The organism is Sulfitobacter brevis (assembly GCF_900112755.1).
Classification (GTDB): Bacteria; Pseudomonadota; Alphaproteobacteria; order Rhodobacterales; family Rhodobacteraceae; genus Sulfitobacter; species Sulfitobacter brevis.
Genome location: NZ_FOMW01000005.1, coordinates 140,047 through 162,809, shown reverse-complemented (window position 1 = coordinate 162,809; position 22,763 = coordinate 140,047). Strand labels below are relative to the sequence as shown.

23 protein-coding genes are annotated in these 22,763 nt (G+C 58.8%); 19 read left to right on the top strand and 4 right to left on the bottom strand.

Going from position 1 to position 22,763, the window contains the following annotated elements; translation table 11 throughout:
- Window positions 1-38: 38 nt before the first annotated feature.
- The 7 genes from hslO to BM174_RS08410 all read left to right on the top strand — a co-directional run bounded on the left by hslO (window position 39) and on the right by BM174_RS08410 (window position 8,514).
- Entirely contained in the window at window positions 39-1,022 is a 984-nt protein-coding gene (hslO, locus tag BM174_RS08440; protein WP_093923413.1) for an Hsp33 family molecular chaperone HslO, read from the top strand.
- Window positions 1,015-1,611 (top strand): CoA pyrophosphatase, encoded by a 597-nt coding sequence (locus BM174_RS08435; RefSeq protein ID WP_093923412.1) that lies wholly within the window; start codon window positions 1,015-1,017, stop codon window positions 1,609-1,611. Before hslO ends, BM174_RS08435 begins: the two co-directional genes overlap by 8 nt.
- Window positions 1,587-2,765, top strand: a complete 1,179-nt coding sequence (locus BM174_RS08430; protein WP_093923411.1) for a CCA tRNA nucleotidyltransferase — start codon at window positions 1,587-1,589, stop codon at window positions 2,763-2,765. The genes BM174_RS08435 and BM174_RS08430 overlap by 25 nt, the downstream gene beginning before the upstream one ends.
- A gap of 168 nt (window positions 2,766-2,933) precedes the next feature.
- Window positions 2,934-4,772 carry an ABC transporter ATP-binding protein gene (locus BM174_RS08425; RefSeq protein WP_093923569.1) on the top strand — a complete coding sequence of 613 codons (1,839 nt, stop codon included), beginning with the start codon at window positions 2,934-2,936 and terminating at the stop codon, window positions 4,770-4,772.
- Entirely contained in the window at window positions 4,769-6,601 is a 1,833-nt protein-coding gene (locus BM174_RS08420) for an ABC transporter ATP-binding protein (protein ID WP_093923410.1), read from the top strand. Before BM174_RS08425 ends, BM174_RS08420 begins: the two co-directional genes overlap by 4 nt.
- Before the next feature lie 39 nt (window positions 6,602-6,640).
- Window positions 6,641-7,861 carry a class I SAM-dependent RNA methyltransferase gene (locus BM174_RS08415; RefSeq protein WP_093923409.1) on the top strand — a complete coding sequence of 407 codons (1,221 nt, stop codon included), beginning with the start codon at window positions 6,641-6,643 and terminating at the stop codon, window positions 7,859-7,861.
- Between the two features lie 155 nt (window positions 7,862-8,016).
- Window positions 8,017-8,514, top strand: coding sequence for a L,D-transpeptidase family protein (locus BM174_RS08410; RefSeq protein ID WP_093923408.1), 498 nt, complete (start codon window positions 8,017-8,019; stop codon window positions 8,512-8,514).
- Window positions 8,515-8,575: 61 nt separating this feature from the next.
- Here the strand turns inward: BM174_RS08410 and dalA are convergent, their stop codons facing one another.
- Window positions 8,576-9,085 carry a divisome-associated lipoprotein DalA gene (gene dalA, locus BM174_RS08405; RefSeq protein ID WP_093923407.1) on the bottom strand — a complete coding sequence of 170 codons (510 nt, stop codon included), beginning with the start codon at window positions 9,083-9,085 and terminating at the stop codon, window positions 8,576-8,578.
- A 167-nt stretch (window positions 9,086-9,252) separates the two neighbouring features.
- On the opposite strand from dalA, the gene BM174_RS08400 reads away from it, so the two are divergent.
- Together BM174_RS08400 and BM174_RS08395 are read left to right on the top strand one after the other, a co-directional pair.
- Window positions 9,253-9,864 carry a L,D-transpeptidase gene (locus tag BM174_RS08400; RefSeq protein ID WP_093923406.1) on the top strand — a complete coding sequence of 204 codons (612 nt, stop codon included), beginning with the start codon at window positions 9,253-9,255 and terminating at the stop codon, window positions 9,862-9,864.
- Between the two features lie 141 nt (window positions 9,865-10,005).
- On the top strand, window positions 10,006-10,188 hold the full coding sequence (locus BM174_RS08395) for a hypothetical protein (RefSeq protein WP_093923405.1): 183 nt from the start codon (window positions 10,006-10,008) through the stop codon (window positions 10,186-10,188).
- 77 nt (window positions 10,189-10,265) lie between these two features.
- On the opposite strand, the gene hemH is transcribed toward BM174_RS08395, so the two are convergent.
- Window positions 10,266-11,312: a ferrochelatase gene (hemH, locus tag BM174_RS08390; RefSeq protein ID WP_093923404.1), complete on the bottom strand. Its 1,047-nt coding sequence runs from the start codon at window positions 11,310-11,312 to the stop codon at window positions 10,266-10,268.
- Window positions 11,313-11,361: 49 nt separating this feature from the next.
- Window positions 11,362-12,180 carry a methyltransferase domain-containing protein gene (locus BM174_RS08385; protein ID WP_093923403.1) on the bottom strand — a complete coding sequence of 273 codons (819 nt, stop codon included), beginning with the start codon at window positions 12,178-12,180 and terminating at the stop codon, window positions 11,362-11,364.
- 11 nt (window positions 12,181-12,191) lie between these two features.
- Here BM174_RS08385 and BM174_RS08380 point away from each other — a divergent pair, with 11 nt between their 5' ends.
- Genes BM174_RS08380 through BM174_RS08365 form a run of 4 tightly spaced genes read left to right on the top strand, consistent with a single transcriptional unit; the run spans window position 12,192 to window position 14,498 of the window.
- Window positions 12,192-12,926 carry a double zinc ribbon domain-containing protein gene (locus BM174_RS08380; protein ID WP_093923402.1) on the top strand — a complete coding sequence of 245 codons (735 nt, stop codon included), beginning with the start codon at window positions 12,192-12,194 and terminating at the stop codon, window positions 12,924-12,926.
- Window positions 12,927-12,963: 37 nt separating this feature from the next.
- On the top strand, window positions 12,964-13,221 hold the full coding sequence (gene grxC, locus BM174_RS08375) for a glutaredoxin 3 (protein ID WP_093923401.1): 258 nt from the start codon (window positions 12,964-12,966) through the stop codon (window positions 13,219-13,221).
- A complete protein-coding gene (locus BM174_RS08370) occupies window positions 13,221-14,051 on the top strand; it encodes a carbon-nitrogen hydrolase family protein (protein ID WP_093923400.1) in 831 nt (276 codons plus the stop codon). Before grxC ends, BM174_RS08370 begins: the two co-directional genes overlap by 1 nt.
- Window positions 14,052-14,063: 12 nt before the next feature.
- Window positions 14,064-14,498 (top strand): MarR family winged helix-turn-helix transcriptional regulator, encoded by a 435-nt coding sequence (locus BM174_RS08365; protein ID WP_093923399.1) that lies wholly within the window; start codon window positions 14,064-14,066, stop codon window positions 14,496-14,498.
- Here BM174_RS08365 and ubiG read toward each other — a convergent pair.
- Window positions 14,495-15,241 (bottom strand): bifunctional 2-polyprenyl-6-hydroxyphenol methylase/3-demethylubiquinol 3-O-methyltransferase UbiG, encoded by a 747-nt coding sequence (gene ubiG, locus BM174_RS08360; protein ID WP_093923398.1) that lies wholly within the window; start codon window positions 15,239-15,241, stop codon window positions 14,495-14,497. The genes BM174_RS08365 and ubiG overlap by 4 nt on opposite strands.
- A 49-nt stretch (window positions 15,242-15,290) precedes the next feature.
- Between ubiG and pip the strand changes: the two genes are divergently transcribed.
- From pip to infB, 6 genes are all read left to right on the top strand, one after another.
- A complete protein-coding gene (gene pip / locus BM174_RS08355; RefSeq protein WP_093923397.1) occupies window positions 15,291-16,262 on the top strand; it encodes a prolyl aminopeptidase in 972 nt (323 codons plus the stop codon).
- Window positions 16,259-17,107 carry an ABC transporter substrate-binding protein gene (locus BM174_RS08350; protein WP_093923396.1) on the top strand — a complete coding sequence of 283 codons (849 nt, stop codon included), beginning with the start codon at window positions 16,259-16,261 and terminating at the stop codon, window positions 17,105-17,107. The genes pip and BM174_RS08350 overlap by 4 nt, the downstream gene beginning before the upstream one ends.
- A 184-nt stretch (window positions 17,108-17,291) precedes the next feature.
- Entirely contained in the window at window positions 17,292-17,873 is a 582-nt protein-coding gene (gene rimP / locus BM174_RS08345) for a ribosome maturation factor RimP (RefSeq protein WP_093923568.1), read from the top strand.
- The gene (gene nusA / locus BM174_RS08340; RefSeq protein ID WP_093923395.1) at window positions 17,873-19,627 is read left to right on the top strand and encodes a transcription termination factor NusA; all 1,755 of its coding nucleotides are present in this window, start codon (window positions 17,873-17,875) and stop codon (window positions 19,625-19,627) included. Before rimP ends, nusA begins: the two co-directional genes overlap by 1 nt.
- A 22-nt stretch (window positions 19,628-19,649) precedes the next feature.
- On the top strand, window positions 19,650-20,270 hold the full coding sequence (locus BM174_RS08335; protein WP_093923394.1) for an RNA-binding protein: 621 nt from the start codon (window positions 19,650-19,652) through the stop codon (window positions 20,268-20,270).
- Between the two features lie 9 nt (window positions 20,271-20,279).
- A complete protein-coding gene (gene infB / locus BM174_RS08330; RefSeq protein ID WP_093923393.1) occupies window positions 20,280-22,754 on the top strand; it encodes a translation initiation factor IF-2 in 2,475 nt (824 codons plus the stop codon).
- The last annotated feature ends 9 nt before the right edge of the window (window positions 22,755-22,763 follow it).

Below are 22,763 nucleotides of genomic sequence, written 5' to 3'. Positions count from 1 at the left end.
ACGCGGTATGCCAAGCGACCCCCGAAAAGGAAACCTAAATGACCCCAACAAACCAGATCGCGTGGGACGATAGCGTCCTGCCTTTCCAGCTCGAAAATGCTGATGTGCGGGGCCGCGTTGCGCGTCTTGACGGCGTGTTGGAGGGCATCCTGCGCCAGCATGACTATCCACCACAGGTCGAGGCGTTGGTCGCCGAAATGGCTCTACTGACCGCGCTGATCGGCCAGACAGTCAAACTGCGCTGGAAGCTGTCACTGCAGGTGCAGTCCAAAGGACCGGTGCGGATGATCGCCACTGATTATTACGGCCCTGAGTCCGAGGATCAGCCCGCCCGCATTCGCGCCTATGCCAGCTATGACAAAGACCGGCTGACCGACGGCACGCCCTTTGAGCAGGTTGGCGAAGGTTATTTCGCGATCATGATCGATCAAGGCAGCGGCATGACGCCCTACCAAGGGATTACGCCTCTCACAGGCGGGTCACTCGCCACCTGCGCCGAGGCCTATTTCGCCCAGTCCGAACAGTTGCCCACACGGTTCTCGCTCAGCTTTGGCAAGTCGTCCGGTCCCAAAACGGCGGAACATTGGCGCGCGGGTGGTGTGATGTTGCAGCACATGCCCAAAGCATCGCCATTTGTTGCCAAGGTCGAAGGCTCAGGCGACGTATTGAAGGCGACCGATCTGGTTGACGGCGAAGAGGGCGATAACTGGCACCGCGTCAATGTCCTGCTCGACACTGTTGAGGAGCTTGAACTGATCGGCCCCAGCCTGCCGCCGACCGAGTTGCTGGCACGTTTGTTCCATCAGGAAATCCCGCGGGTTTTTGAACCCCAGCCGGTGCGATTTGGCTGTTCGTGTTCCGAAGATAAGGTTCGTCAAAGCCTGTCGATCTATTCGGCACGCGACATAGAAAAGATGACCACGGACGAAGGCCGCGTCACCGCAGACTGTCAATTCTGCGGCGCACATTACGATCTTGATCCTGCCAGCGTCGGGTTCGAGGCAAAAGAAGCAGGTGGATAACGAGATTGAAACCTTTCGGGCGGCGTTGGCACAAACCGGTGTCACGTCGTCCGATTTTGATCTGAACCCCGATGTCGTATTGTCGCCTGATCGGACGTTGCGGCCTGCGGGGGTGCTGGCCCCGATTATTCAGCGCAACGGGCGTTTCGAATTAATCCTCACCAAACGATCTTCGGCTTTGCGTCACCATCCGGGGCAGATCGCCTTTCCGGGCGGCAAGCAGGACGAGACCGATGCAGATGTCGTCGCCGCGGCCTTGCGCGAAGCGAAAGAGGAAATCGGGCTTCCCACTGACTTGGTGGATGTTCTCGGTACGCTGCCGGCGCATGAAACGGTCACGGGGTTCACGGTGACGCCGGTGATCGGCCTGATCCGCGAAGAGTTCGACATTATCCCCGAACCCGGCGAGGTGGAGGAGGTCTTTACCGTGCCGCTCACACATGTGTTGGATGCGCGGAATTACCTTGTGCATTCACGGCGCTGGCGCAAGCAACAGCGGCATTATTTCGTGGTGCCATACGGCCCCTATTACATCTGGGGCGCGACTGCGCGTATGTTGCGGGCATGGACAGAGCAGATGGCACAATAATCCCACCCGATACGTGGTGGCTGACCGATGCGGCGGCGCAAAAGCTGTGTCGCGCTATCGAGGCGGGCGGGCACAAGATTTATTTCGTCGGCGGCTGCGTCAGGGATGCACTATTGGGTCGGTTTGGCGGTGACGTCGATCTCTCGACTGATGCTTTGCCGGAGCAGGTCATCACACTCGCCAGCGCGGCAGGGTTGAAATCGGTCCCTACGGGCATTGCGCATGGCACCGTCACGGTTGTGGCTGACGGTACCCCGTTCGAGATTACCACCTTCCGGAGAGACGTCGAAACGGACGGACGCCGCGCGGTCGTCGCGTTTTCGGACAACATCACCGATGATGCCCGCCGACGCGATTTTACGATGAATGCGCTCTATGCCGATGTGCAGGGGCGGTTGATTGATCCGCTCGAAGGTCTGCCCGATCTGCTGGCGCGGCGGGTGGTATTCATTGAAGACGCCAGCGCCCGCATCCGCGAAGATTACCTACGGATTTTGAGATACTTCCGGTTTTCCGCACTTTTTACGGCGCCCGACCAAGGCTACGACCCTGAAGTCCTCGCTGCTATTTCTGCAAATATTGACGGGTTAGAGACGCTTTCGGCGGATCGTATCGGGCTGGAAATACGCAAACTCCTCGCCGCGCCAGACCCGGCACCAACTCTCGCCGTGATGCGCCAGATCGGGGTGCTGCCCGCAATCCTGCCCGCTTCCGACGACCGCTGGATCAGCGTTCTGGTACATATGGAAACCCTCGCAGGAGTTCAGCCTGATTGGATTTGCCGACTTGCAGGGTTGGGGGGTGAAGATGTTGTCAGCCGAATGCGGCTGAGTAGAGCCGATGCAAGCGCGTTGGAAAAGATCAGAGGGGCGGCGCTGGGCTCGCAAAAGATCGCTGAAATCGCATATCGGCACAGCGGTCACATCGCCGAGCAAGCGCTGGTACTGCGCGCTGCCCTGACCGAAACACAGCCCGATCCGCTTGGGTTAGAGACGATAAAATCGGCGACTGAGGCGCAGTTCCCCATTCGCGCAACCGACCTGATGCCGCAGTTCACAGGTCCCGCGCTGGGCGCTCGGCTTGCCTTGCTCGAACAACGCTGGATCGATAGCAGCTTTACTCTGAGCCGTGACGCGCTGCTCGCTACGCCCTGAAGCTCGACACAGATGGTATTTTTCTGTAGAGCCGAGGGACAAGACGGAGGAATGCAAAATGTATCGCGGGATCTGGTTCAGCTGAAGTTGGCATAACCACCATCCACGGCAGGCCTGCAAATGCAGCGCCTGAACATTTCGTATATTCAAGTTATTGGACTCCCTTTCATGTTCCGTTTTTTTGAAAATCTTGTCGATCCCTACACCGATTACGCCGAAGACAACGCCCCGCCCCAACGGCTTTGGCCATTCATGCGCGCCTATGCCGGCCCGTTTCAAAAGGTTTTCGCACTGACGGCGGCGATGTCGATCGTTGTCGCTGCAATCGAGATCGGGCTGATCTATTACATGGGCCGAATCGTGGATTTGCTGGGCGGTGATCCGGCGCGAATGTGGGCCGACTACGGGACCGAACTGCTGCTCGTGGCGCTGTTTATCGTGCTGGTCCGTCCGGTGCTGCAGGGACTGGATGTGGCCTTGCTCAACAACACCATCCTGCCGAATTTCGGCACGCTAATCCGCTGGCGGGCGCATCGGCAGGTGTTGCGCCAATCGGTCGGCTGGTTTGAGAATGACTTCGCTGGCCGGATCGCCAACCGCATCATGCAGACACCCCCAGCAGCGGGCGAGGTGGTGTTTCAGGTCTTTGATGCAATCTCCTACTCGCTTGCCTATATGATCGGCGCGGCGATCTTGCTCTCCACCTCTGATCTGCGGCTTTTGATCCCGCTTTTTGGCTGGTTCGTCCTTTATGGCGGGCTGGTTGCGTGGACCGTGTCGCGGGTCGGTCCTGCGTCAAAGGCCGCTTCGGATGCGCGGTCGCAAGTGACGGGGCGCGTGGTAGACGCCTATACCAACATCCATTCGGTCAAGATGTTTGCACATCATGATCTGGAGGTCGAATTTGCCCGAGATGCAATTGAAAACGCGCGTAAAACATTTCAGGTCGAGATGCGGATCTTCACCATCATGGATGTGACTTTGGTGGCGCTGAACGGCTTGTTGATTGTCGGCGTTATCGGCTGGGCGATGGCTTTATGGACCAACGGGGAGGCCAGTGTTGGCGTGGTCGCTGCTGCTGCGGCGCTCACCCTGCGGCTGAATTCGATGACCGCGTGGATCATGTGGGCGCTTTCGTCGTTTTTCCGCGAGCTGGGTGTCGTTGCCGAAGGGATGGAGACCATCGCACAGCCCATCCACCTCACGGATGATCCTGACGCCAAACCGCTAAAGCTGACCGATGGGCGGATCGAGCTCAAGAAACTCAGCCACCACTACGGGCGCGGGTCCGGCGGGTTGGAGCGGGTTAGTCTGACAATCCAGCCCGGTGAAAAGATCGGCCTCGTGGGCCGTTCGGGCGCGGGGAAGTCGACCTTGGTCAAACTGCTGTTGCGGTTCTACGATCCCGACGCAGGGCAAATATTGATCGACGGGCAGGACATCACCAAAGTCCGACAAGACAGCTTGCGCCAGCGTATCGGGATGGTCCAACAGGACAGCTCGCTGCTGCATCGGTCGGTGCGCGACAACATCCTCTACGGGCGCCCCGAGGCCACCGAAGCCCAGATGATCGCCGCCGCCAAACAGGCGCAAGCGCATGAGTTCATCCTCGATCTGTCCGATCCGGAGGGCAATCGCGGTTATGACGCGCGGGTCGGGGAGCGGGGCGTAAAGCTGTCAGGCGGCCAACGCCAACGCATCACCTTGGCGCGGGTCATCCTGAAAGATGCGCCGATCCTGCTGCTCGACGAGGCGACAAGCGCATTGGACAGCGAAGTGGAAGCGGCCATTCAAGAAACGCTTTATGGTATGATGGCGGGCAAAACGGTGATCGCGATTGCCCACCGCCTGTCCACCATCGCCGAGATGGACCGGATTTTGGTGCTGGATGGTGGCAAGATCGCCGAAGAGGGCAGCCATGACGCGCTTTTGGCGCAGGGCGGGCTATATGCTGGCTTCTGGGGCCGTCAGTCAGGTGGTTTCCTGCAAACAGAAGATGACGCGTGATGGTTTCAGATTGGATAAAACCGTTTCGGGCGGCAGATGGCGCGCCCCCTGAAACCCTGTGGGCGTTCATGAAGTGGTGCCTTTCCGGCGCTTGGCCCGTGTTGTGGCTGGCGGCGTTTTTGTCGGCTGCGGCAGGCATGATGGAAGCGGGAACCGCTTGGATTTTAGGCAAGGTGATTGATGCCACGAGCGCTTCGGGCCCCGAGCGTTTCTTTGACGGCAGCAATCTGGCGCTGATTTTAGGCGCGGTAGCGTTTTTTCTGATCGCCCGTCCGGTGCTCTTTGGTCTGTCCTCGGCCTCGAACGCGATCATGGTCCAACCAAACCTGAACCCGCTGGTCTTGTCGCGGTTGCACCGCTGGACGCTGGGTCAGAACGTGGTGTTTTTCGACAACGATTTTGCGGGACGGATTGCGCAAAAACAAATGCAAGCAGCCCGCGCGGTCACGGATGTCGCCTCGGAAGTGATCAACGTTGTGGCCTTTGCGTTGGCGTCGCTTTTTGGCTCGGTCGCGCTGTTGGTCGGGATCGATTGGCGGATTGCTTTGGGCTTTACCGTTTGGCTGGTGCTCTATTTCGGGTTGATCAACTGGTTTCTGCCACGGGTGCGCGCGCGATCTGCTGCCCGTGCGGGCGCGCGGGCGATGGTGTCGGGGCAGGTGGTCGATACCATCACCAACATCAAAACCGTCAAGCTCTTTGCCCATGCCGATTTCGAGGACCGTGCCGCCTTGGGCGCGATGGGTACCTTCCGGCAACGCGCGCTTGATTTCGGGTATCTGGCTGCAGGCTTCCGGCTGGCGCTGATGAGCCTTGCGGGATTGTTACCGGTTCTGCTGATCGGCAGCACCCTTCTGCTGTGGCAGCGCGGCATTGCGAGCGAGGGCGATATCGTTGCGGCAGGCGCGATCTCGATCCGGATTGCGCAGATGACCGGCTGGGTAAGCTTCACGCTGATGGCGATTTACTCCAATGTCGGCGAAATCGAAGACGGCATGCGGACGCTGACCCCGCGGGTGCGGGTGGAGAACGCCCAAGATGCGCAGGATCTGGTGGTCGTAGGCGGCGAAATCGCGTTTCAAGATGTGGGCTTTGCCTATGGTCGTGAAAAGGGCGGCATTGGCGGGATCGATCTGACCATCGGGCAGGGCGAAAAACTCGGCATCGTCGGTGCCTCGGGCGCGGGGAAATCAACCTTGGTTTCGCTGCTCTTGCGGCTCTATCAAGCAGAGGAGGGGCGCATTTTGATCGACGGGACCGATATCGCCGATGTCACTCAGGAGAGTTTGCGGCAGAATATCAGCATGGTCACGCAGGAAACTGCGATGTTCAACCGCTCGGCGATGGACAACATCCGCTACGGCAAACCTGACGCGACAGATGCCGAAGTGATGGAGGCCGCCAAACGCGCTGAGGCGCATGATTTCATTCTTGAATTGCAGGACCACAGGGGCGGGCGCGGCTATGACGCACATCTGGGGGAGCGAGGCGTCAAGCTTTCTGGCGGGCAGCGCCAACGCATAGCCTTAGCCCGCGCTATCCTCAAAGACGCGCCTATTCTGGTGCTGGATGAAGCGACAAGCGCGCTCGACAGTGAGGTCGAAGCCGCGATCCAGTCGGCATTGGAGCAAGTGATGCAGGGCAAGACCGTTCTGGCCATCGCGCACCGGCTCTCGACCTTGACCGAGATGGATAGGATCGTGGTCATGGATCAAGGCGGCATTGCCGAGCATGGCACACACGCGGCTCTCTTGGCGCAAGACGGGCTTTACGCGCGGTATTGGCAGCGCCAGTCCGGCGGGTTCCTCAGCATGGACGCCGCAGAATAGAGCCTTTCGCAACAGCGCCGCTCACGCTATGGCCTGTGCATGAGCGAATATAAAATCCACAGACTTGGTCATCACGGCGACGGGATCGCCGAAGGTCCGGTCTATGCCCCGCTAACCCTTCCCGGCGAACTGGTTTCAGGCACGCTTGAAGGCCAAACGCTGCGCGATGTGCGTATCATCACCCCTTCGGCGGAGCGGGTGGCCCCGCCGTGCCGCCATTTCAAGTCTTGCGGCGGGTGCCTGCTGCAACATGCTTCTGATCCATTTGTGGCGGAGTGGAAGGTTGATTTTGTCCGGCACGCTTTGACGGCACATGGGTTGGAAACGACGTTCCGCCCGATTAAAACTTCGCCGCCGCAATCGCGCCGACGGGCCACAGTTACCGCGCGGCGCACCAAAAAGGCGGCGATGGTCGGTTTTCACGGGCGTGCCTCGGATGTGATTATCGAAATCCCCGACTGCAAGTTGCTCTCTCCTGCTGTGATGGCCGGACTTCCGATTGCCGAACAGCTTGCCGTGATCGGTACCAGCCGCAAGGCTGCCTTGGCGGTGACTTTGACGGCCTGTGATAACGGGCTCGATGTTTCGGTCGAAAACGGCAAGGAGCTCGACGGACCTCTTCGTCAGGAGCTGGCCGAGCTTTGTGAAAAGACGGGTCTGGCGCGGCTGACGTGGGAGGGCGAAACGATTGCCCAACGGGTGCCGCCGGTGCTGCGCATGGGCAGGGCAGATGTCACGCCCCCCGCAGGTGCTTTCCTTCAGGCGACCGCCCACGGCGAGGCGGCACTGCTGCACGCGGTCAGGGAAGCGGTTGGCGATGCGGCGCATATCGTTGATCTATTTGCCGGTGTCGGGACCTTCGCGCTGCCGCTGGCGCTGCATGCCTCCGTTCATGCGGTCGAATCAGAAGAGCCGATGCTGGCCGCCTTGGACAAGGGCTGGCGGATGGCCAAGGGGCTAAAACCGGTGACCACCGAAACCCGCGATCTGTTCCGACGTCCAATGTTGCCGGATGAGCTGGCTAAGATCGACGCCGTTGTACTTGACCCGCCCCGCGCCGGAGCCGAGGCGCAGATTGCCGAGATTGTGCGCAGTAAGGTTGCAAAAGTGGCCTATGTCTCGTGTAACCCGGTGTCTTTTGCCCGCGATGCGGCGGTTCTGGTCGCGGCGGGCTATGTGCTGGAGTGGATACAGGTGGTGGATCAGTTCCGCTGGTCCAGCCATGTCGAGCTGGCCGCCTGCCTCACAAAACCTGCCTAAGTACGTTACGGAATACCGGTATCGGCGTTTTGTTGCGAACCTGCTTCAGGCCGACGTGCAGGCCGCTGTTCACCTCTTTTTGAATGATAAACTCCGCGATATATGCTAGTCCCTGAAAAAATGGCCAAAAAGGCCGCAGGCAAAGGGCAAGGGACATGAATCGCAGGACATTGATTCTGGGCGGCACTGCATTGGTGGCGCTCGGAGCGTGTAGTCAGACCAAATTCAAGAAATATAGGGGGCCGGAGGTCACCTATGTTGTGGTGAACAAAACCGACCGCAAAATGATGCTGCTGCACCATGACCGGGTGCTGGAGCAGTACGACATTCAGCTTGGCTTTGCGCCCGTGGGCCATAAGACGTTCGAGGGTGACGGACGCACGCCCGAAGGTATTTACACCATCGACCGGCGTAACCCGAATAGCAAATTCCACCTGTCCGTCGGGATTTCTTACCCCAACGAGTTGGACCGGATGCGCGCGCAGGAAATGGGTAAGTCACCTGGTGGGGATATCTTTATCCACGGCCAGCAGGACCCGCGCAAATTCCTCAAGCATGATTGGACGTGGGGTTGCATCTCGGTAAAAAACAAAGAGATTGAAGATGTTTATGCGATGGTGCGTGACGGAACCCCGATCCTGATCACGCCCTAGGATTTCTGGTAGAAACCCTGATCTGCAAAAACGGGCGGCCTTGTGGGCCGCCCATTTTTGTTTAGCCGCCCATTACCAGCGTCCACCAGATTTTGCCGCCGGATTCCTGGTGCCATGAGAAACCCATGTTGCGGGATTCTTCTGTCATGATGATGCGGCGGGTGTCGGGCTGTTCCATCCACGCGGCCAAAGTCTCAAGCTCGGTCTCGTAGGTCTCGGAGATATTCTCGCCGACCAGCGGGCCAGTGTAGCCAACGCGGCGGATACGGTCCAAAGGTGACGACCCGTCTGAGCCGAAGTGCCATGGACGGTTCTGCACCGACATATCACGGGAGTGTGTCGCTGCTGCAGCGTTCAGCTTGGCGTCCAGCTGGATCGGGGCAACACCTGCGGAACTACGCAGTGCGTTAATCGAATCAACCATACGGAACTGAATCTTTCCGGCATCAGCCCGGTCGATGCGATAGGCGCGAGGGTTTGATCTGCCGTCTGACCCATTGGGCGTGGATGCAGGAACACAAGCCGCGAGGGCAATCGTGAGAGAAAGAAGAATAGAAAGTAGACGGATCATGGCGCAGCTCCACGCAATTTGGTTTGCACGTCCTTACATGGCGTGGCGTTGCAGTTCAAACGCACATCGGCGTGACTCTGCTTGATGACGCGGCTTTGATTTGAAACTGCGGCATTCAAGCCATATAGTGCACAGAATTATTCCATACCCTCAACGGAGACATACACATGTCTGACAAGAGATTTCCTTACCCCAGCCGCCGGACGTTCCTTGCAGGCAGCGCAGCCCTGTTGGCAACTCCGGCACTGGCTCAAAACACGTCATCGGTTAATTCTGCCGCCACGACCGAAGCCGAACGTGACCTGACAGAATCCGTACCGCGCAACATCTCCAGCTTTCGTATGCTGGACTGGCAGCCGTATTTCTCCAACACCCGCAATGGCGCGATCCTTGTCGATATCGACAGCCGCGCAGTGCATTACTGGTCCGAAGATCAGAGCATTTATAAGCTCTACCCCTCCAGCGTACCACTGACCGAAGAGCTGACCCGCCGTGGTCGCACGAGCGTCACCCAGAAGGTTACGGCCCCTACATGGCGCCCGACGCCGTCGATGCTGGAACGGAACCCCGAGTGGCCAGCCGTGATCGGACCGGGCCCTGACAACCCGCTTGGGCCTTACGCGCTGTACCTCAGCTGGACCTATTACCGGATCCACGGCACCCATGACACACGCAAGATCGGCCGCCGTTCGTCCAATGGCTGCATCGGTCTGTATAACGAGCATATTACCGAGCTCTTCGGCATGGCCAATGTGGGCACTCAAGTGTTGCTAATTTGACGACATAACACTGATTGTGGGGACTGAATCCTGAATCCGGGTTTGCAATCCTCAAGTTATGCTGTTTACAAAGTTTCACGAGGTAAGTCTTGGGTGCGTGATTGTACGTTGTGCAACACGCCTTTTCTGGAGGTTATGAATATGAAAAAACTCGTTCTCGCCGCTGCTCTGTCTGCTGCTGCATCGACTGCATTTGCTGGCTCGCTGGCTGATCCGATCATCGAAGCGCCGGTTATCGTTGAAGAAGCTACTTCTTCTTCGGCTGGTATCCTGATCCCGCTGATCTTGCTGGCTCTGGTTGCTGCTGCTGTTGCTTCCGACTAATCGGTAACGGTTACTAAATTGGAAAGGGCGGTGCTTTGGCGCCGCCTTTTCTGTTTTCAGGGTGTGGAATCAGCCGCTTAGCTGACCCACCCCTGCAGATTCTCTGCAATTACATCCGACAACGCAGCGATATGGGCGTCATCGTCGTTCAGGCAGGGGATGTAGGTAAACTGCTCGCCGCCAGCGTGTTCAAAGCTTTCGCGGATTTCTTCGTTGATCTCTTCCAACGTTTCGATGCAATCAGCCGAGAAGGCAGGCGCACAGATTGCGATGCTTTTCTTGCCCGCCTCAGCCTGCTGCGCCACTTCCTCAACCGTGTAAGGCTGGAGCCAGTCTTCGGGCCCGAACTTGGACTGGAAGGTCGTCATGATCTCGGTATCGGCCCAACCGAGTCGCTCTTTCAGCAGGCGCGTGGTTTTTTGGCACTGGCAGTGGTAGGGATCGCCCTCCATCAGGTAGCGGATCGGCACGCCGTGGTAGGAACAGATCAGGATATCGGGCTTACGCGCCAAATTTTCATAGGCTTTTTCAACAGATTGCGCCAAAGCCTCGATATAACCCGGTCGGTCGAAGTATGGCTCCACAACACGCGCGATTGGTTGCCATTTTTCGTGGCCAAGGGCGGCAAAGAACGCATCGCAAGCAGTAGCAGAGGTCGCTCCGGCGTATTGCGGGTAAAGCGGGAAGAACAGGATTTTGGTGCAGCCCGCAGCGGTCATTGCCGCGACCTTTGAACGGGTCGAGGGATTGCCATAGCGCATGCAAAACTCGACCATCACATCGTCGCCATACCGCGCCTGCATCGCTTGCGAGATTTTGGCTGTCTGGGCTTTGGTGATGGTCATCAAGGGGCTTTCGTCCGCTTCATGATTCCAAATTGATTTGTAGGCGGCACCGCTGGTAAAGGGCCGTTTGCTCAGGATCACCAACTGCAACAAGGGCTGCCAGAGCCACGGGCTGTAATCAATCACGCGGCGGTCGCTTAAAAACTCGCCAAGGTAACGGCGCATCGACCAGTAGTCGTAGTTGTCGGGCGTTCCAAGGTTGGCCAGCAACACGCCGACCTTTTGTTTGGGCAGTTTCGGATGGTCAGCAGCGCTGTGGTCGGGGCGGGCGGCCTGCATAGAAAGATCCTTAGAACGGAATAAAGTGGAGTGGTTCGTCAGCTTAGCGTCAAATCGGTAGCTTCGTCTCGTCTGTACTCAGCGCTGCGGCCAGACTTTGGCGGGCCGATCCAGGCCGCAGAGGTTTTTGCTGGCTGGCGTCAGGCGCCCAACCAGCAAGAAAAACCAGCTCAAAAGTCGCGGTGATCCGGCCAGTATCTTTGGCAAAATGTGATTGGTAAAGCTCGGCTGCGTGGGTCAGCACGCTGCGCGCGGTGGCGCGGCGCAGGCGGGCTTCAAGCGCATTGGTTTCGCCCATCGCTCGCAAATCGCGCATCAAATGCCAGGCATCGCTATATTCAACGAGGATCGTCACGCTATCGGCCACCGGCAGGGCAAAGCCCGCACGTTGTAGCAAAGCGCCCATATCGCGCAAATCTGCCATCGGAGCCACGCGGGGTGACATGCCTCCACGCACTTCAGCTTCGGCTTGGCCCAGACAGGCGCGTAGTTCGGTCAAGGTCTGCCCGCCAAAGCCCACCGAAAGCATCAGCCCGTCAGGTCGCAAAGCCCGCCGGCATTGGATCAACTGGCCAACGGGATCATTGGCCCAGTGCAGTGCCATCGCGTGGATCACCAAATCCTGCGAGGTAGGCTCAAGCGCGAGAGTTTCCTGCGCGGCCAGCATTTCAAGCTCGGGAAACCGCGCTGCCCAAAAGTCAGGAAACCCGCTGACCACGACGCCTTGGCGAAAGGATTTATTAACCATGCCTAGGCGATCCTGCAGATCATCCGCAGCTGCTTCGTGCAGAAACATCCCCGCCGCCGTGGCGCGGGCGCGGTAGCGATCAAGGGCAGTGAGGTCGGTCATGGTGGGGTGCGCGGTCATAGGAGGTCAATATGACGTTGTTGGCAGGAATTCAAACAGCGTTGGATGCGATTTATCCCGCACGGTGCCTGACCTGCGGCGACCGCGTCGACAGTGACTTTGGCTTGTGCGGCCCGTGCTGGAGCGAAACAAGCTTCATCGGCGGCGCTGTTTGTGATGGCTGCGGCATTCCTTTGCCCGGCTTTATCGGGGCCGAGGCCGCCGCCTGCGACGACTGTTTGCACTATCCGCGCCCGTGGGAGTTAGGGCGTGCGGCGCTGATTTATACAGGTGTGGGGCGCAAACTGGTGCTGGCGCTAAAACACGGCGACCGGCAGGAGATCGCCAAGCCTGCCGCGCTGTGGATGCACAATGCCATCGCTGGCCGGATCCCCGAAAACGCAATAATTGCCCCTGTGCCCCTTCATCCGCGGCGGTTGTTGCGGCGGCGGTATAACCAGTCGGCGCTGCTCGCGGCTGCATTAGCCAAGCGAATGGAGATGAGTTGGTGTCCTGATCTGCTCAGGCGGTACAAATCTACCCAAACGCTTGACGGGATGACCGCGCGGGAGCGGTGGGATACCCTGCACGATGCGATCAGTATCACCACCGGACGCAGTCAAAGGATGATCGGGCGTCCCGTGCTTTTAGTAGACGATGTGATGACCACCGGCGCTACCTTAAGCGCCTGCGCAAACGCCTGTCTGGCAGCCGGTTCCGGACCGATTTCAGTCGTAACACTGGCGCGCGTGGCAAAAGAGACCTAGATCAAGGGCTACTCCTCCGATTAAAGAGATCCAAAAAATGAAAACAGTCGAACTTTATACCTCGCCACTTTGCGGTTTTTGCCACGCTGCAAAACGGCTTTTGTCCAACAAAGGCGTCAGCTTTTCCGAGATTGATGTGCTGTCCAATCCCGAGCGTAAGGCCGAGATGATCAAGCGCGCCAATGGTGGCCGCACGGTGCCGCAGATTTTCATCGGCGATATCCATGTTGGCGGCTCCGACGATCTGCACGCGCTGGAACGTGCAGGCAAACTCGACGCGCTGCTGGCCTCGTGATGAAAGTCGCGCTGCTGCAATTGAACGTGTCGGATGATCCGGGGGCAAACTTGCCGGTGACCCTGAAAATGGTGCGCGATGCAGCAGCGCAGGGGGCTGAATTTGTGTTGACCCCCGAAGTAACCAACTGTGTTTCTACCAGCCGCGCGCATCAGAATGATGTCCTGCAACTGGAAGACGACGACATCACCCTCGCCGCCCTGCGTGCTGTTGCGGCAGAAACCGGCATCTGGCTGCTGATCGGATCGCTCGGCTTGAAAACCGGCGATGCCGACGGCCGCTTTGCCAACCGGAGTTTCCTGATCTCCCCTGCGGGCGACATCGCGGCGCGTTATGATAAAATCCATATGTTCGACGTCGATATCAACGAGACCGAAACTTACCGCGAATCGGCTGGCTACCGTCCGGGCGCACAGGCGGTGGTGGCACAGACCGGTTTCGCCAAGTTGGGCCTGAGCATTTGCTACGACATGCGATTCCCCGCCCTTTACCAAGCATTGGCGGGGGCGGGCGCACAGATATTGACCGCACCTGCGGCTTTCTCTCCCGTCACCGGTGCTGCGCACTGGCACAGCCTGCTGCGCACAAGGGCGATTGAAACGGGGTGTTTTGTGCTGGCACCGGCGCAAACCGGCACCCACGCCAGCGCGACGCATAAAACCCGCGACACCTACGGCCATTCGCTGGCAATTGATCCTTGGGGCACTGTGCTGCTTGACGCAGGCACCGAGGCTGGCGTCTATACCGTTGATCTGGATATACAAAGCATCGAGGCGACGCGGCGCAAGGTACCAAGCTTGACCAATCGCCGCGCGTTTTCAGGCCCCTAACCGGTTGAGTTGATGAGTGATGAGAAAAATACCCTCGCGATCCAGTTGTTCAGCGAATTGCTGGCAGCCGATCAAAGTGTGCGCAACCGACTGACGCGGGTGCTGCCCAAGGGGATGGAAATCTCACATTTCTCGGTGCTCAACAGTCTCGCGTGGCACGGCAGCGAACGTTCTCCGGCGCAATTGGCCGAAACTTTTAATGTCACCCGCGGCGCAATGACCAATACCCTCAACAAGCTGGAATGGGCCGGATATATCCACGTCCGCCCCGATTGGGACGATGCGCGGCGCAAGATGGTGGGGATCAGTCCCGCTGGGCGGCTCGCACATGTGAATGCGGTCTCGGCGATTACGCCGATGATCAATCAGGTTGTTGAAAAGCTCGGCGAAGAGCAGGCGCGCGCCGCGCTGCCAATCCTGCGCGAGATCAGGCGTCAGCTCGATTAAGCAGGCTTGAGGCTCGCAGTAACGTAATTCACGCTCAAGTCGCGATCCGACAGCCGCCATGTCCAAGCAATTGGATTGAACACAAAGCCCTTACGATCAACCGGCTCCAGCCCTGCGCGGGTCAGCAGGTCAAACAACTCGTCTGGCGTGATGAATTTGGACCATTCATGCGTGCCTTTGGGTAACCAGCGCATCACATGTTCGGCACCGACGATCGCCATCATAAACGATTTTGGATTGCGGTTGAGCGTCGAGCAGATGTGCAACCCGCCGGGTTTGAGCAGTGCGCGGCAGGCGGTCAGGTAATCGATCGGCGAGGCGACGTGCTCCACCACTTCCATATTCAGCACAATGTCGAATTGCTCACCCGCTTCGACCAGTGCTTCGGCGGTGCTGTGGCGGTAATCGATCTCTAGGCCCGACTGTTCGGCATGAACCTGCGCAACAGGGATATTGCCCGCCGCCGCATCGGCGCCCACAACATCTGCCCCCAATCGCGCCATCGGCTCGGAGAGCAAGCCGCCGCCGCAGCCGATATCGAGTATCCGCAAGCCCTTGAACGGCTGTGCCTCCGCAAGATCACGATCAAACTCGCCTGCAATCTGACTGGTGATATAGTCGAGCCGGCAGGGGTTGAGCATGTGCAGCGGCTTGAACTTGCCGTTCAGATCCCACCACTCGGCCGCCATTGCCTCGAATTTCGCGACTTCAGCGGTATCTACGGTTGATCGCTGCCCTTGCATTTTGCTCTCCCTGTGTTCTTCTTGAGCTGACAGTTTATATAGGGCGTCCATGGACAAGTTTCCCGACCAAAAGCACGCGGTGCAGTACCTTTATCCGCCGATTGATCCGTTTGACCAGCGGATGCTGGCGGTTGGCCAAGGCCATCAGGTCTATGTCGAGCAGTGTGGTAACCCCGAAGGTATCCCCGTTGTGGTGCTCCATGGCGGTCCCGGGGGCGGGTGCAGCCCGTCGATGCGGCGCTATTTTGATCCTGAAAAATACCGCGTTGTGTTGTTTGACCAGCGCGGCTGCGGGCGCTCGCGGCCCCATGCCTCGGTCACCGACAATACGACATGGCATCTGGTGGCGGATATCGAGCTGATTCGCTCGACGCTGGGGATTGAGAAATTCGTGGTGTTTGGCGGATCTTGGGGGGCGACGCTGGCGTTGATCTATGCGCAGGCCCATCCCGAAGCGGTGCGCAATCTGGTTCTGCGCGGCGTGTTTCTGATGACCCAAGCCGAGCTCGACTGGTTTTATGGCGGCGGGGCGGGCAAATTCTGGCCCGAGGTTTGGGCGCGGTTTATCGCGCTGATCCCCGAAGACGAGCGCAGCGATATGATCGCAGCTTATCACCGCCGCTTGTTCTCCGGCGATCTGCCGACCGAGCAGAAGTATGGACGGGCCTGGGCGGCGTGGGAAAATGCGCTGGCCTCGATTCATTCATCTGGCAGCAGCCATGAGGGGCCATCGGAATATGCCCGCGCCTTTTCGCGGTTGGAGAATCATTATTTCACCAATGCGGGTTTCCTGGAGTTTGATGGTCAGCTTTTGACAAATATGGACCGGATTGCCCATATTCCCGGCATCGTGGTGCAGGGCCGCTATGACATGATCTGCCCGCCCAAAAGCGCCTATGACATTGTGCAAAAATGGCCTGCTGGTGAGTTGAAGATGGTGCGCAATGCAGGGCACGCCCTATCGGAGCCGGGTATCAGCGGCGAATTGGTGCGTGCCATGGACCGGATTGCAGCAGCATGACCAAAGGCCGCCCCCAGCTTGACCGACGCGCGCTATTTTCCAGCGCGGCAGCGGCCGCTTTGCTCGCCGCGACAGGCGTTTCTGCGGCAGGCGCCCCACGTCAAGGCGGGCGGTTTCGGGTGGCGCTTTCAGGAGCGATGCGCAGCGATACCTGGGCGCAGGGTGACGGGCTGTTCATGCAGGTCGCGCGGCAGGGGCTGATCTTTGACACACTGACCGAGCTTGCCGCCGACGGTACATTGCGCGGCGAGCTGGCGGTGGATTGGCGCTCCGATGCGCTGGGCCACGTTTGGCAGTTTGATCTGCGGCCTGATGTGCTTTTTCATGACGGGGCGCGGGTTACGGCGCGGGATGTGGCGTTCAGCCTGCGGGGCGCGCTGGGATCGGGTGCCGTGATCACCGAGCGTGGCAAAGACCGACTGGAAATTACGCTGGATGAGCCTGACGCCGGTTTGCCGCTGCGGCTTTCTGCGCCCGAGTTCATCATCCGGTCCGCCCATGCGCCGATGGCGGGTATCGGCACGGGGCTCTACCAGCTTCGCCATTTCGCCGCTGGACAGCAGGTGATCGCAACGCGCGCTGCCAGCCACTACAAAGACGGACAGGCGGGTTGGTTTGACGAGGTTGAGCTGGTGTCGATCCCGGCGCCGCAGGTGCGGGTGCAGGCGCTAGAGGAGTATCTCGTTGATGCCGCTGATCTGCCTGTCGGGCATAAAGGCTGCGATCGCGGGTTGATGGTGGCCAAGGGCTGTGCGGCAAATCGCGATCTGGCGCATCCGGCACAGATTGGCACCCAGCGCAGCATGGATAATCTGCGCGCTGCTGAACGCTGGTGGTTCGGATAACGCTGCTCGGCTGAATGTCGCGCCCTTACGCACTCCGCCTTTCGGGGCCCTGATCACTGGGCTTGCAGTCTTGGCGCAATCAGCCTATATCCCCTTCAACAGCGGCGCGTTCGGGTCCAAACCAAACGCTCCACCGATCTTGAACACGGGCCGCGCGCCCGTTTTTTTGTGCTTGCAGGAAACTATGTCCAACAACGACTTAATCGCCAAAGCCGCCATTGACCGCCGTATGGCCGAGATCATCACTCCGGTGATCGAGGATCTGGGATTCGAATTGGTGCGCGTTCGGCTGATGTCGGGCAAATCCACCATTTTGCAGATCATGGCCGACCGCCCTGATGGCGGTATCGAGGTCGATGATCTTGCGCTGATCAGCCAGTCCATCGGGGCCACGCTGGACGTTGAGGATCCGATCCTTGATGAATACACGCTCGAAGTTTCCAGCCCCGGCATTGACCGGCCTTTGACCCGCCTCAAGGATTTTGAAGCTTTCGAGGGCTATGAGGCCAAGATCGAAACTGAAGAATTGATTGATGGCCGCCGCCGGTTCAAAGGCGAGCTGGCCGGTGTCGAGGGTGACGAGGTGTTGATCAACGTCGAAGAGGGCACCATTGGCCTCAAGTTCGAATGGTTGACTGACGCCAAGCTGGTCCTGACCGACGAACTGATTCGCGAGATGCTGCGCCAGCGCAAGGCATCGGGCGCAATTGACGAAACAAAGTTTGATGAGATCCAGACCGACGAGTCTGATGAGGGAGAAAACTGATGGCCATTACATCTGCCAACCAGCTCGAGCTGTTGCAAACTGCCGAAGCTGTAGCGCGTGAAAAGATGATCGACCCCGGTTTGGTGGTCGAAGCAATGGAAGAGTCCTTGGCCCGTGCGGCCAAATCCCGCTACGGCGCCGAGATGGACATTCGCGTGTCGATCAACCGCAAGACCGGCCGCGCGACATTCACCCGCGTCCGCACCGTGGTTGCCGAAGATATTCTGGAAAACTACCAGTCCGAGTTTACGCCCGAGCAGGCTGCTGAAACTGTCAAAGCCTCACGCACGCCGATCGTTGTGGTCAAAGGCATGTCAGTCTCTGAGGAAGAAGGCGCTGTTTCGCGCCCGATCCGCCGCTTTTTAATGCGCGTCCCGACCGAGGCCGATAACGCCGCGATGCAGGATGTCGAGCAGAAGACAGCGCCAGAAATCGGCGATGAGATCGTTGACGAAGTACCGCCCGTGGAAATGGGCCGGATTGCTGCGCAGTCCGCCAAGCAGGTGATCTTGCAAAAGGTCCGTGAAGCCGAGCGTGACCGTCAGTACGAAGAATTCAAAGACCGTGCCGGTACAATCATCAACGGTCAGGTCAAGCGCGAAGAATATGGCAACGTCATCGTTGATGTTGGTGCAGGCGAAGCGATCCTGCGTCGCAACGAGAAAATCGGCCGCGAAAGCTATCGCCCGAACGACCGTATCCGTGTCTATATCAAAGAAGTCCGTCGCGAGCAGCGCGGCCCACAGATTTTCCTGAGCCGTACGGCACCTGAATTCATGGCCGAACTGTTTAAGATGGAAGTGCCCGAGATCTATGACGGCATCATCGAGATCAAAGCCGTTGCCCGCGACCCCGGTTCGCGCGCCAAGATTGCGGTGATCAGCTATGACAGCTCGATCGATCCGGTCGGTGCCTGTGTCGGTATGCGCGGTTCGCGCGTTCAGGCCGTGGTAAACGAATTGCAGGGTGAAAAGATCGACATCATCCCGTGGAACGAAGACCAGCCAACCTTCCTCGTGAACGCATTGCAGCCCGCCGAGGTCACCAAGGTGGTTCTTGACGAAGAAGCAGGCAAGATCGAAGTCGTTGTGCCCGAAGAACAGCTTTCGCTGGCGATTGGTCGTCGTGGCCAGAACGTCCGCCTTGCGTCACAGCTGACCGGTCTCGACATCGACATCATGACAGAGGCGCAAGAGAGCCAGCGCCGTCAGGCCGAGTTCGAACTGCGCACCAAGTTGTTTATGGACAACCTCGACCTCGATGAATTCTTCGCCCAGTTGCTGGTCTCCGAAGGCTTCACAAACCTCGAAGAGGTGGCTTACGTCGAAGTTGACGAACTGCTGGTAATCGACGGTGTTGACGAAGATACCGCGAAGGAATTGCAAGCCCGCGCACAGGATGTGCTGGAAGCGCAGAACAAAGCGGCGCTGGATGCGGCCCGTGCCTTGGGTGTCGAAGATAGCCTGGTTGAATTTGAAGGCCTGACACCCCAGATGCTAGAGGCACTTGCCAAAGACGATGTAAAAACGCTCGAAGATTTCGCCACCTGCGCCGATTGGGAGCTGGCTGGCGGTTGGACTACCGAGAATGGCGAGCGCGTGAAGGATGACGGCACGCTGGAACCATTCGAAGTGACCCTTGAGGAAGCACAGAAAATGATCATGACCGCACGGGTCATGCTGGGCTGGGTTGATCCGAGCGATCTGGAAGGCGACGCCGAAGACGACGAAGCCAGCGAGGAAATCGAGGCCTGATCGCAGGCCTCGAGGTTTCCTGATGGGTCGCAATGGCGCTCCGAACGACCGGACAGACGGTCCTGACCGCAAGTGCATTGCCACGGGCGAAGTCCAACCTAAGTATGGGTTGGTGCGTTTCGTGGTGGGGCCGGATGGTCAGGTTTTCCCGGATGTACTGGGCAAGCTTCCCGGGCGCGGCATGTATGTCGCCGCTGATCGGGCCGCCCTGGAGCTGGCAACGAAAAAGAACTTGTTTTCACGGGCCGCCAAGCAGCCCGTGAAGGTAGCCGAAGATCTGCCAGACGAGGTAGAACGGCAATTGGCGCGGCGGGTCGTTGATTTGATTTCGCTGCAACGCAAGGCCGGTAAGGCCGTAGCGGGATACGAAAAGGTCAAAGGCTGGTTGCAGACCGAAGAGGCCGAAGTATTGATACAGGCGGTAGACGGCTCAGGGCGCGGTAAAAGCAAGCTGAGCACTCCGCATTATGGCCACTATATCGGGTGGCTGACCGCAGATGAATTGGGTTTGGCATTCGGTCGCCAAACTGTGATACATGGGGCGCTCGCCTCTGGTGGACTCACGCAACGTGTTGTAGAGGAAGCCCAACGACTACGAGGCGTGCGCGATAACGAGGCTGGCAAGGGCCAGCCGAAAGGATAGACGAGCTAGATGAGCGATAGTGACGGCAAGAAGACTTTGGGTCTGCGCGGCAGCGCACGCCCGGGCAATGTAAAGCAGAGCTTTAGCCATGGGCGGACCAAAAACGTTGTGGTCGAAACCAAGCGCAAGCGCGTTGTGGTCCCCAAACCGGGTGGCCAAAAGCCGAGTGGGCCGGGAGCCGGCCCTGTTGGTGACCCCTCCAAGCGTCCCGCAGGCATCACAGATGCTGAAATGGATCGCCGCCTGAAGGCGGTTCAGGCCGCCAAGGCCCGCGAATCCGAAGAGGCCGCTCAGCGCGAAGCCGAAGAGAAGGCGCGCGCCGAAGATCGCGAGCGCCGTCGGGCCGAGCTGGAAGCCAAAGAGGCTGAAGAGCGCGAGCGCGAGGAAAGCCTCAAGGCGAAAGCCGAGGAAGACGAACGCCGCAAGAACGAAGCAGAGGCTGCCGCTCAGGCTGCTGCTGCGCCGTCCGATCCTGTCGCCTCCAAACAAGCCAATGCGAAATCACCCGCACCGGCACCCGCACGGAAAACCGAACGTGACCGTGAGGATACAGACAAGCGCAACCGCCAAGGCGATGACAACCGTCGTGGTGGCAAGCTGACGCTGAACCAAGCGCTTACAGGCGGCGAAGGTGGTCGTCAGCGGTCAATGGCTGCGATGAAGCGCAAGCAGGAGCGTGCACGCCAAAAGGCGATGGGCGGTTCGGTCGAGCGTGAAAAGATTGTGCGTAACGTCAACCTGCCCGAAGCAATTGTGGTGTCCGAACTCGCGACACGTATGGCCGAGAAAATCGGCGCAGTTGTTAAGGCATTGATGAACAACGGCATGATGGTCACCCAGAACGAGGTCATCGACGCTGACACAGCCGAGCTGATCATCGAAGAGTTTGGCCACAAAGTTGTGCGTGTTTCTGATGCGGACGTCGAAGACGTGATCAAAACCGTAGAAGACGATGCCAAGGATCTGGTCGGCCGTCCGCCGGTCATTACGATCATGGGCCACGTCGACCACGGTAAAACATCGCTGCTTGACGCGATCCGGAACGCAAAGGTTGTTGCTGGCGAAGCCGGTGGCATTACCCAGCACATCGGTGCCTATCAGGTCACAACCGCAAGCGGTCAGGTCCTGTCGTTCCTCGATACGCCCGGCCACGCGGCATTCACCTCGATGCGCTCACGCGGTGCTCAGGTCACCGATATCGTGGTTCTGGTCGTTGCAGCGGATGACGCTGTAATGCCTCAGACCATCGAAGCAATTCACCACGCGAAAGCGGCGAAAGTGCCGATGATCGTGGCGATCAATAAAATCGACAAACCCTCGGCCAACCCTGACAAGGTCCGCACTGATCTGCTTCAGCATGAAGTGATTGTTGAAAAGATGTCGGGCGATGTTCAGGACGTGGAAGTTTCGGCTGTCACGGGCCAAGGTCTGGATACACTCCTCGAAGCGATTGCTTTGCAGGCAGAGATCCTTGAGCTGAAAGCCAACCCAAATCGCGCTGCCGTTGGTGCCGTGATCGAGGCTCAACTTGATGTCGGTCGCGGTCCGGTTGCCACTGTTCTGATCAAGAACGGGACACTGCGTCAGGGCGACATCTTTGTTGTGGGTGAGCAATACGGCAAGGTCCGTGCGCTGATCAATGACCAAGGCGAGCGTGTCAAAGAGGCCGGTCCGTCTGTTCCGGTCGAGGTTTTGGGCTTGAACGGCACACCCGAAGCGGGCGACGCACTGAACGTGACAGAAACCGAAGCACAGGCGCGTGAAATCGCGACCTATCGCTCGAAAGCGGCCAAAGACAAACGTGCGGCCGCTGGTGCCGCGACAACGCTGGAACAGCTTATGGCCAACGCCAAAGCCAACCAGAGCGTCAGCGAGCTACCGATCTTGGTGAAAGCCGATGTTCAGGGTTCCGCCGAGGCCATCGTTCAGGCGATGGAAAAAATTGGCAACGACGAGGTTCGCGTGCGTGTTCTCCACTCCGGTGTGGGCGCGATTACGGAAACCGACGTTGGTCTGGCCGAAGCGTCAGGTGCGCCGATCATGGGCTTCAACGTCCGTGCCAACGCTTCAGCGCGTAACACCGCCAACCAAAAGGGCGTCGAGATCCGGTATTATTCGGTGATCTATGACCTTGTGGACGACGTGAAAGCCGCCGCTTCTGGCCTGTTGAGCAACGAGATCAAGGAGACCTTCATAGGGTATGCCTCGATCAAGGAGGTCTTCAAGGTCACAGGCATCGGCAAAGTCGCGGGTTGCTTGGTCACCGAAGGCACTGCCCGCCGCAGCGCCGGTGTGCGCCTGCTGCGCGACGACATCGTGATCCACGAAGGCTCGCTCAAAACGCTCAAGCGTTTCAAGGACGAAGTCCGCGATGTGCAGTCCGGTCAGGAATGTGGCATGGCATTCGAGAATTACGACGACATCCGCCCCGGCGATGTGATCGAGATTTTCGAGCGCGAGGAAGTGACGCGGACGCTCAGCTAAGCAGCCGCG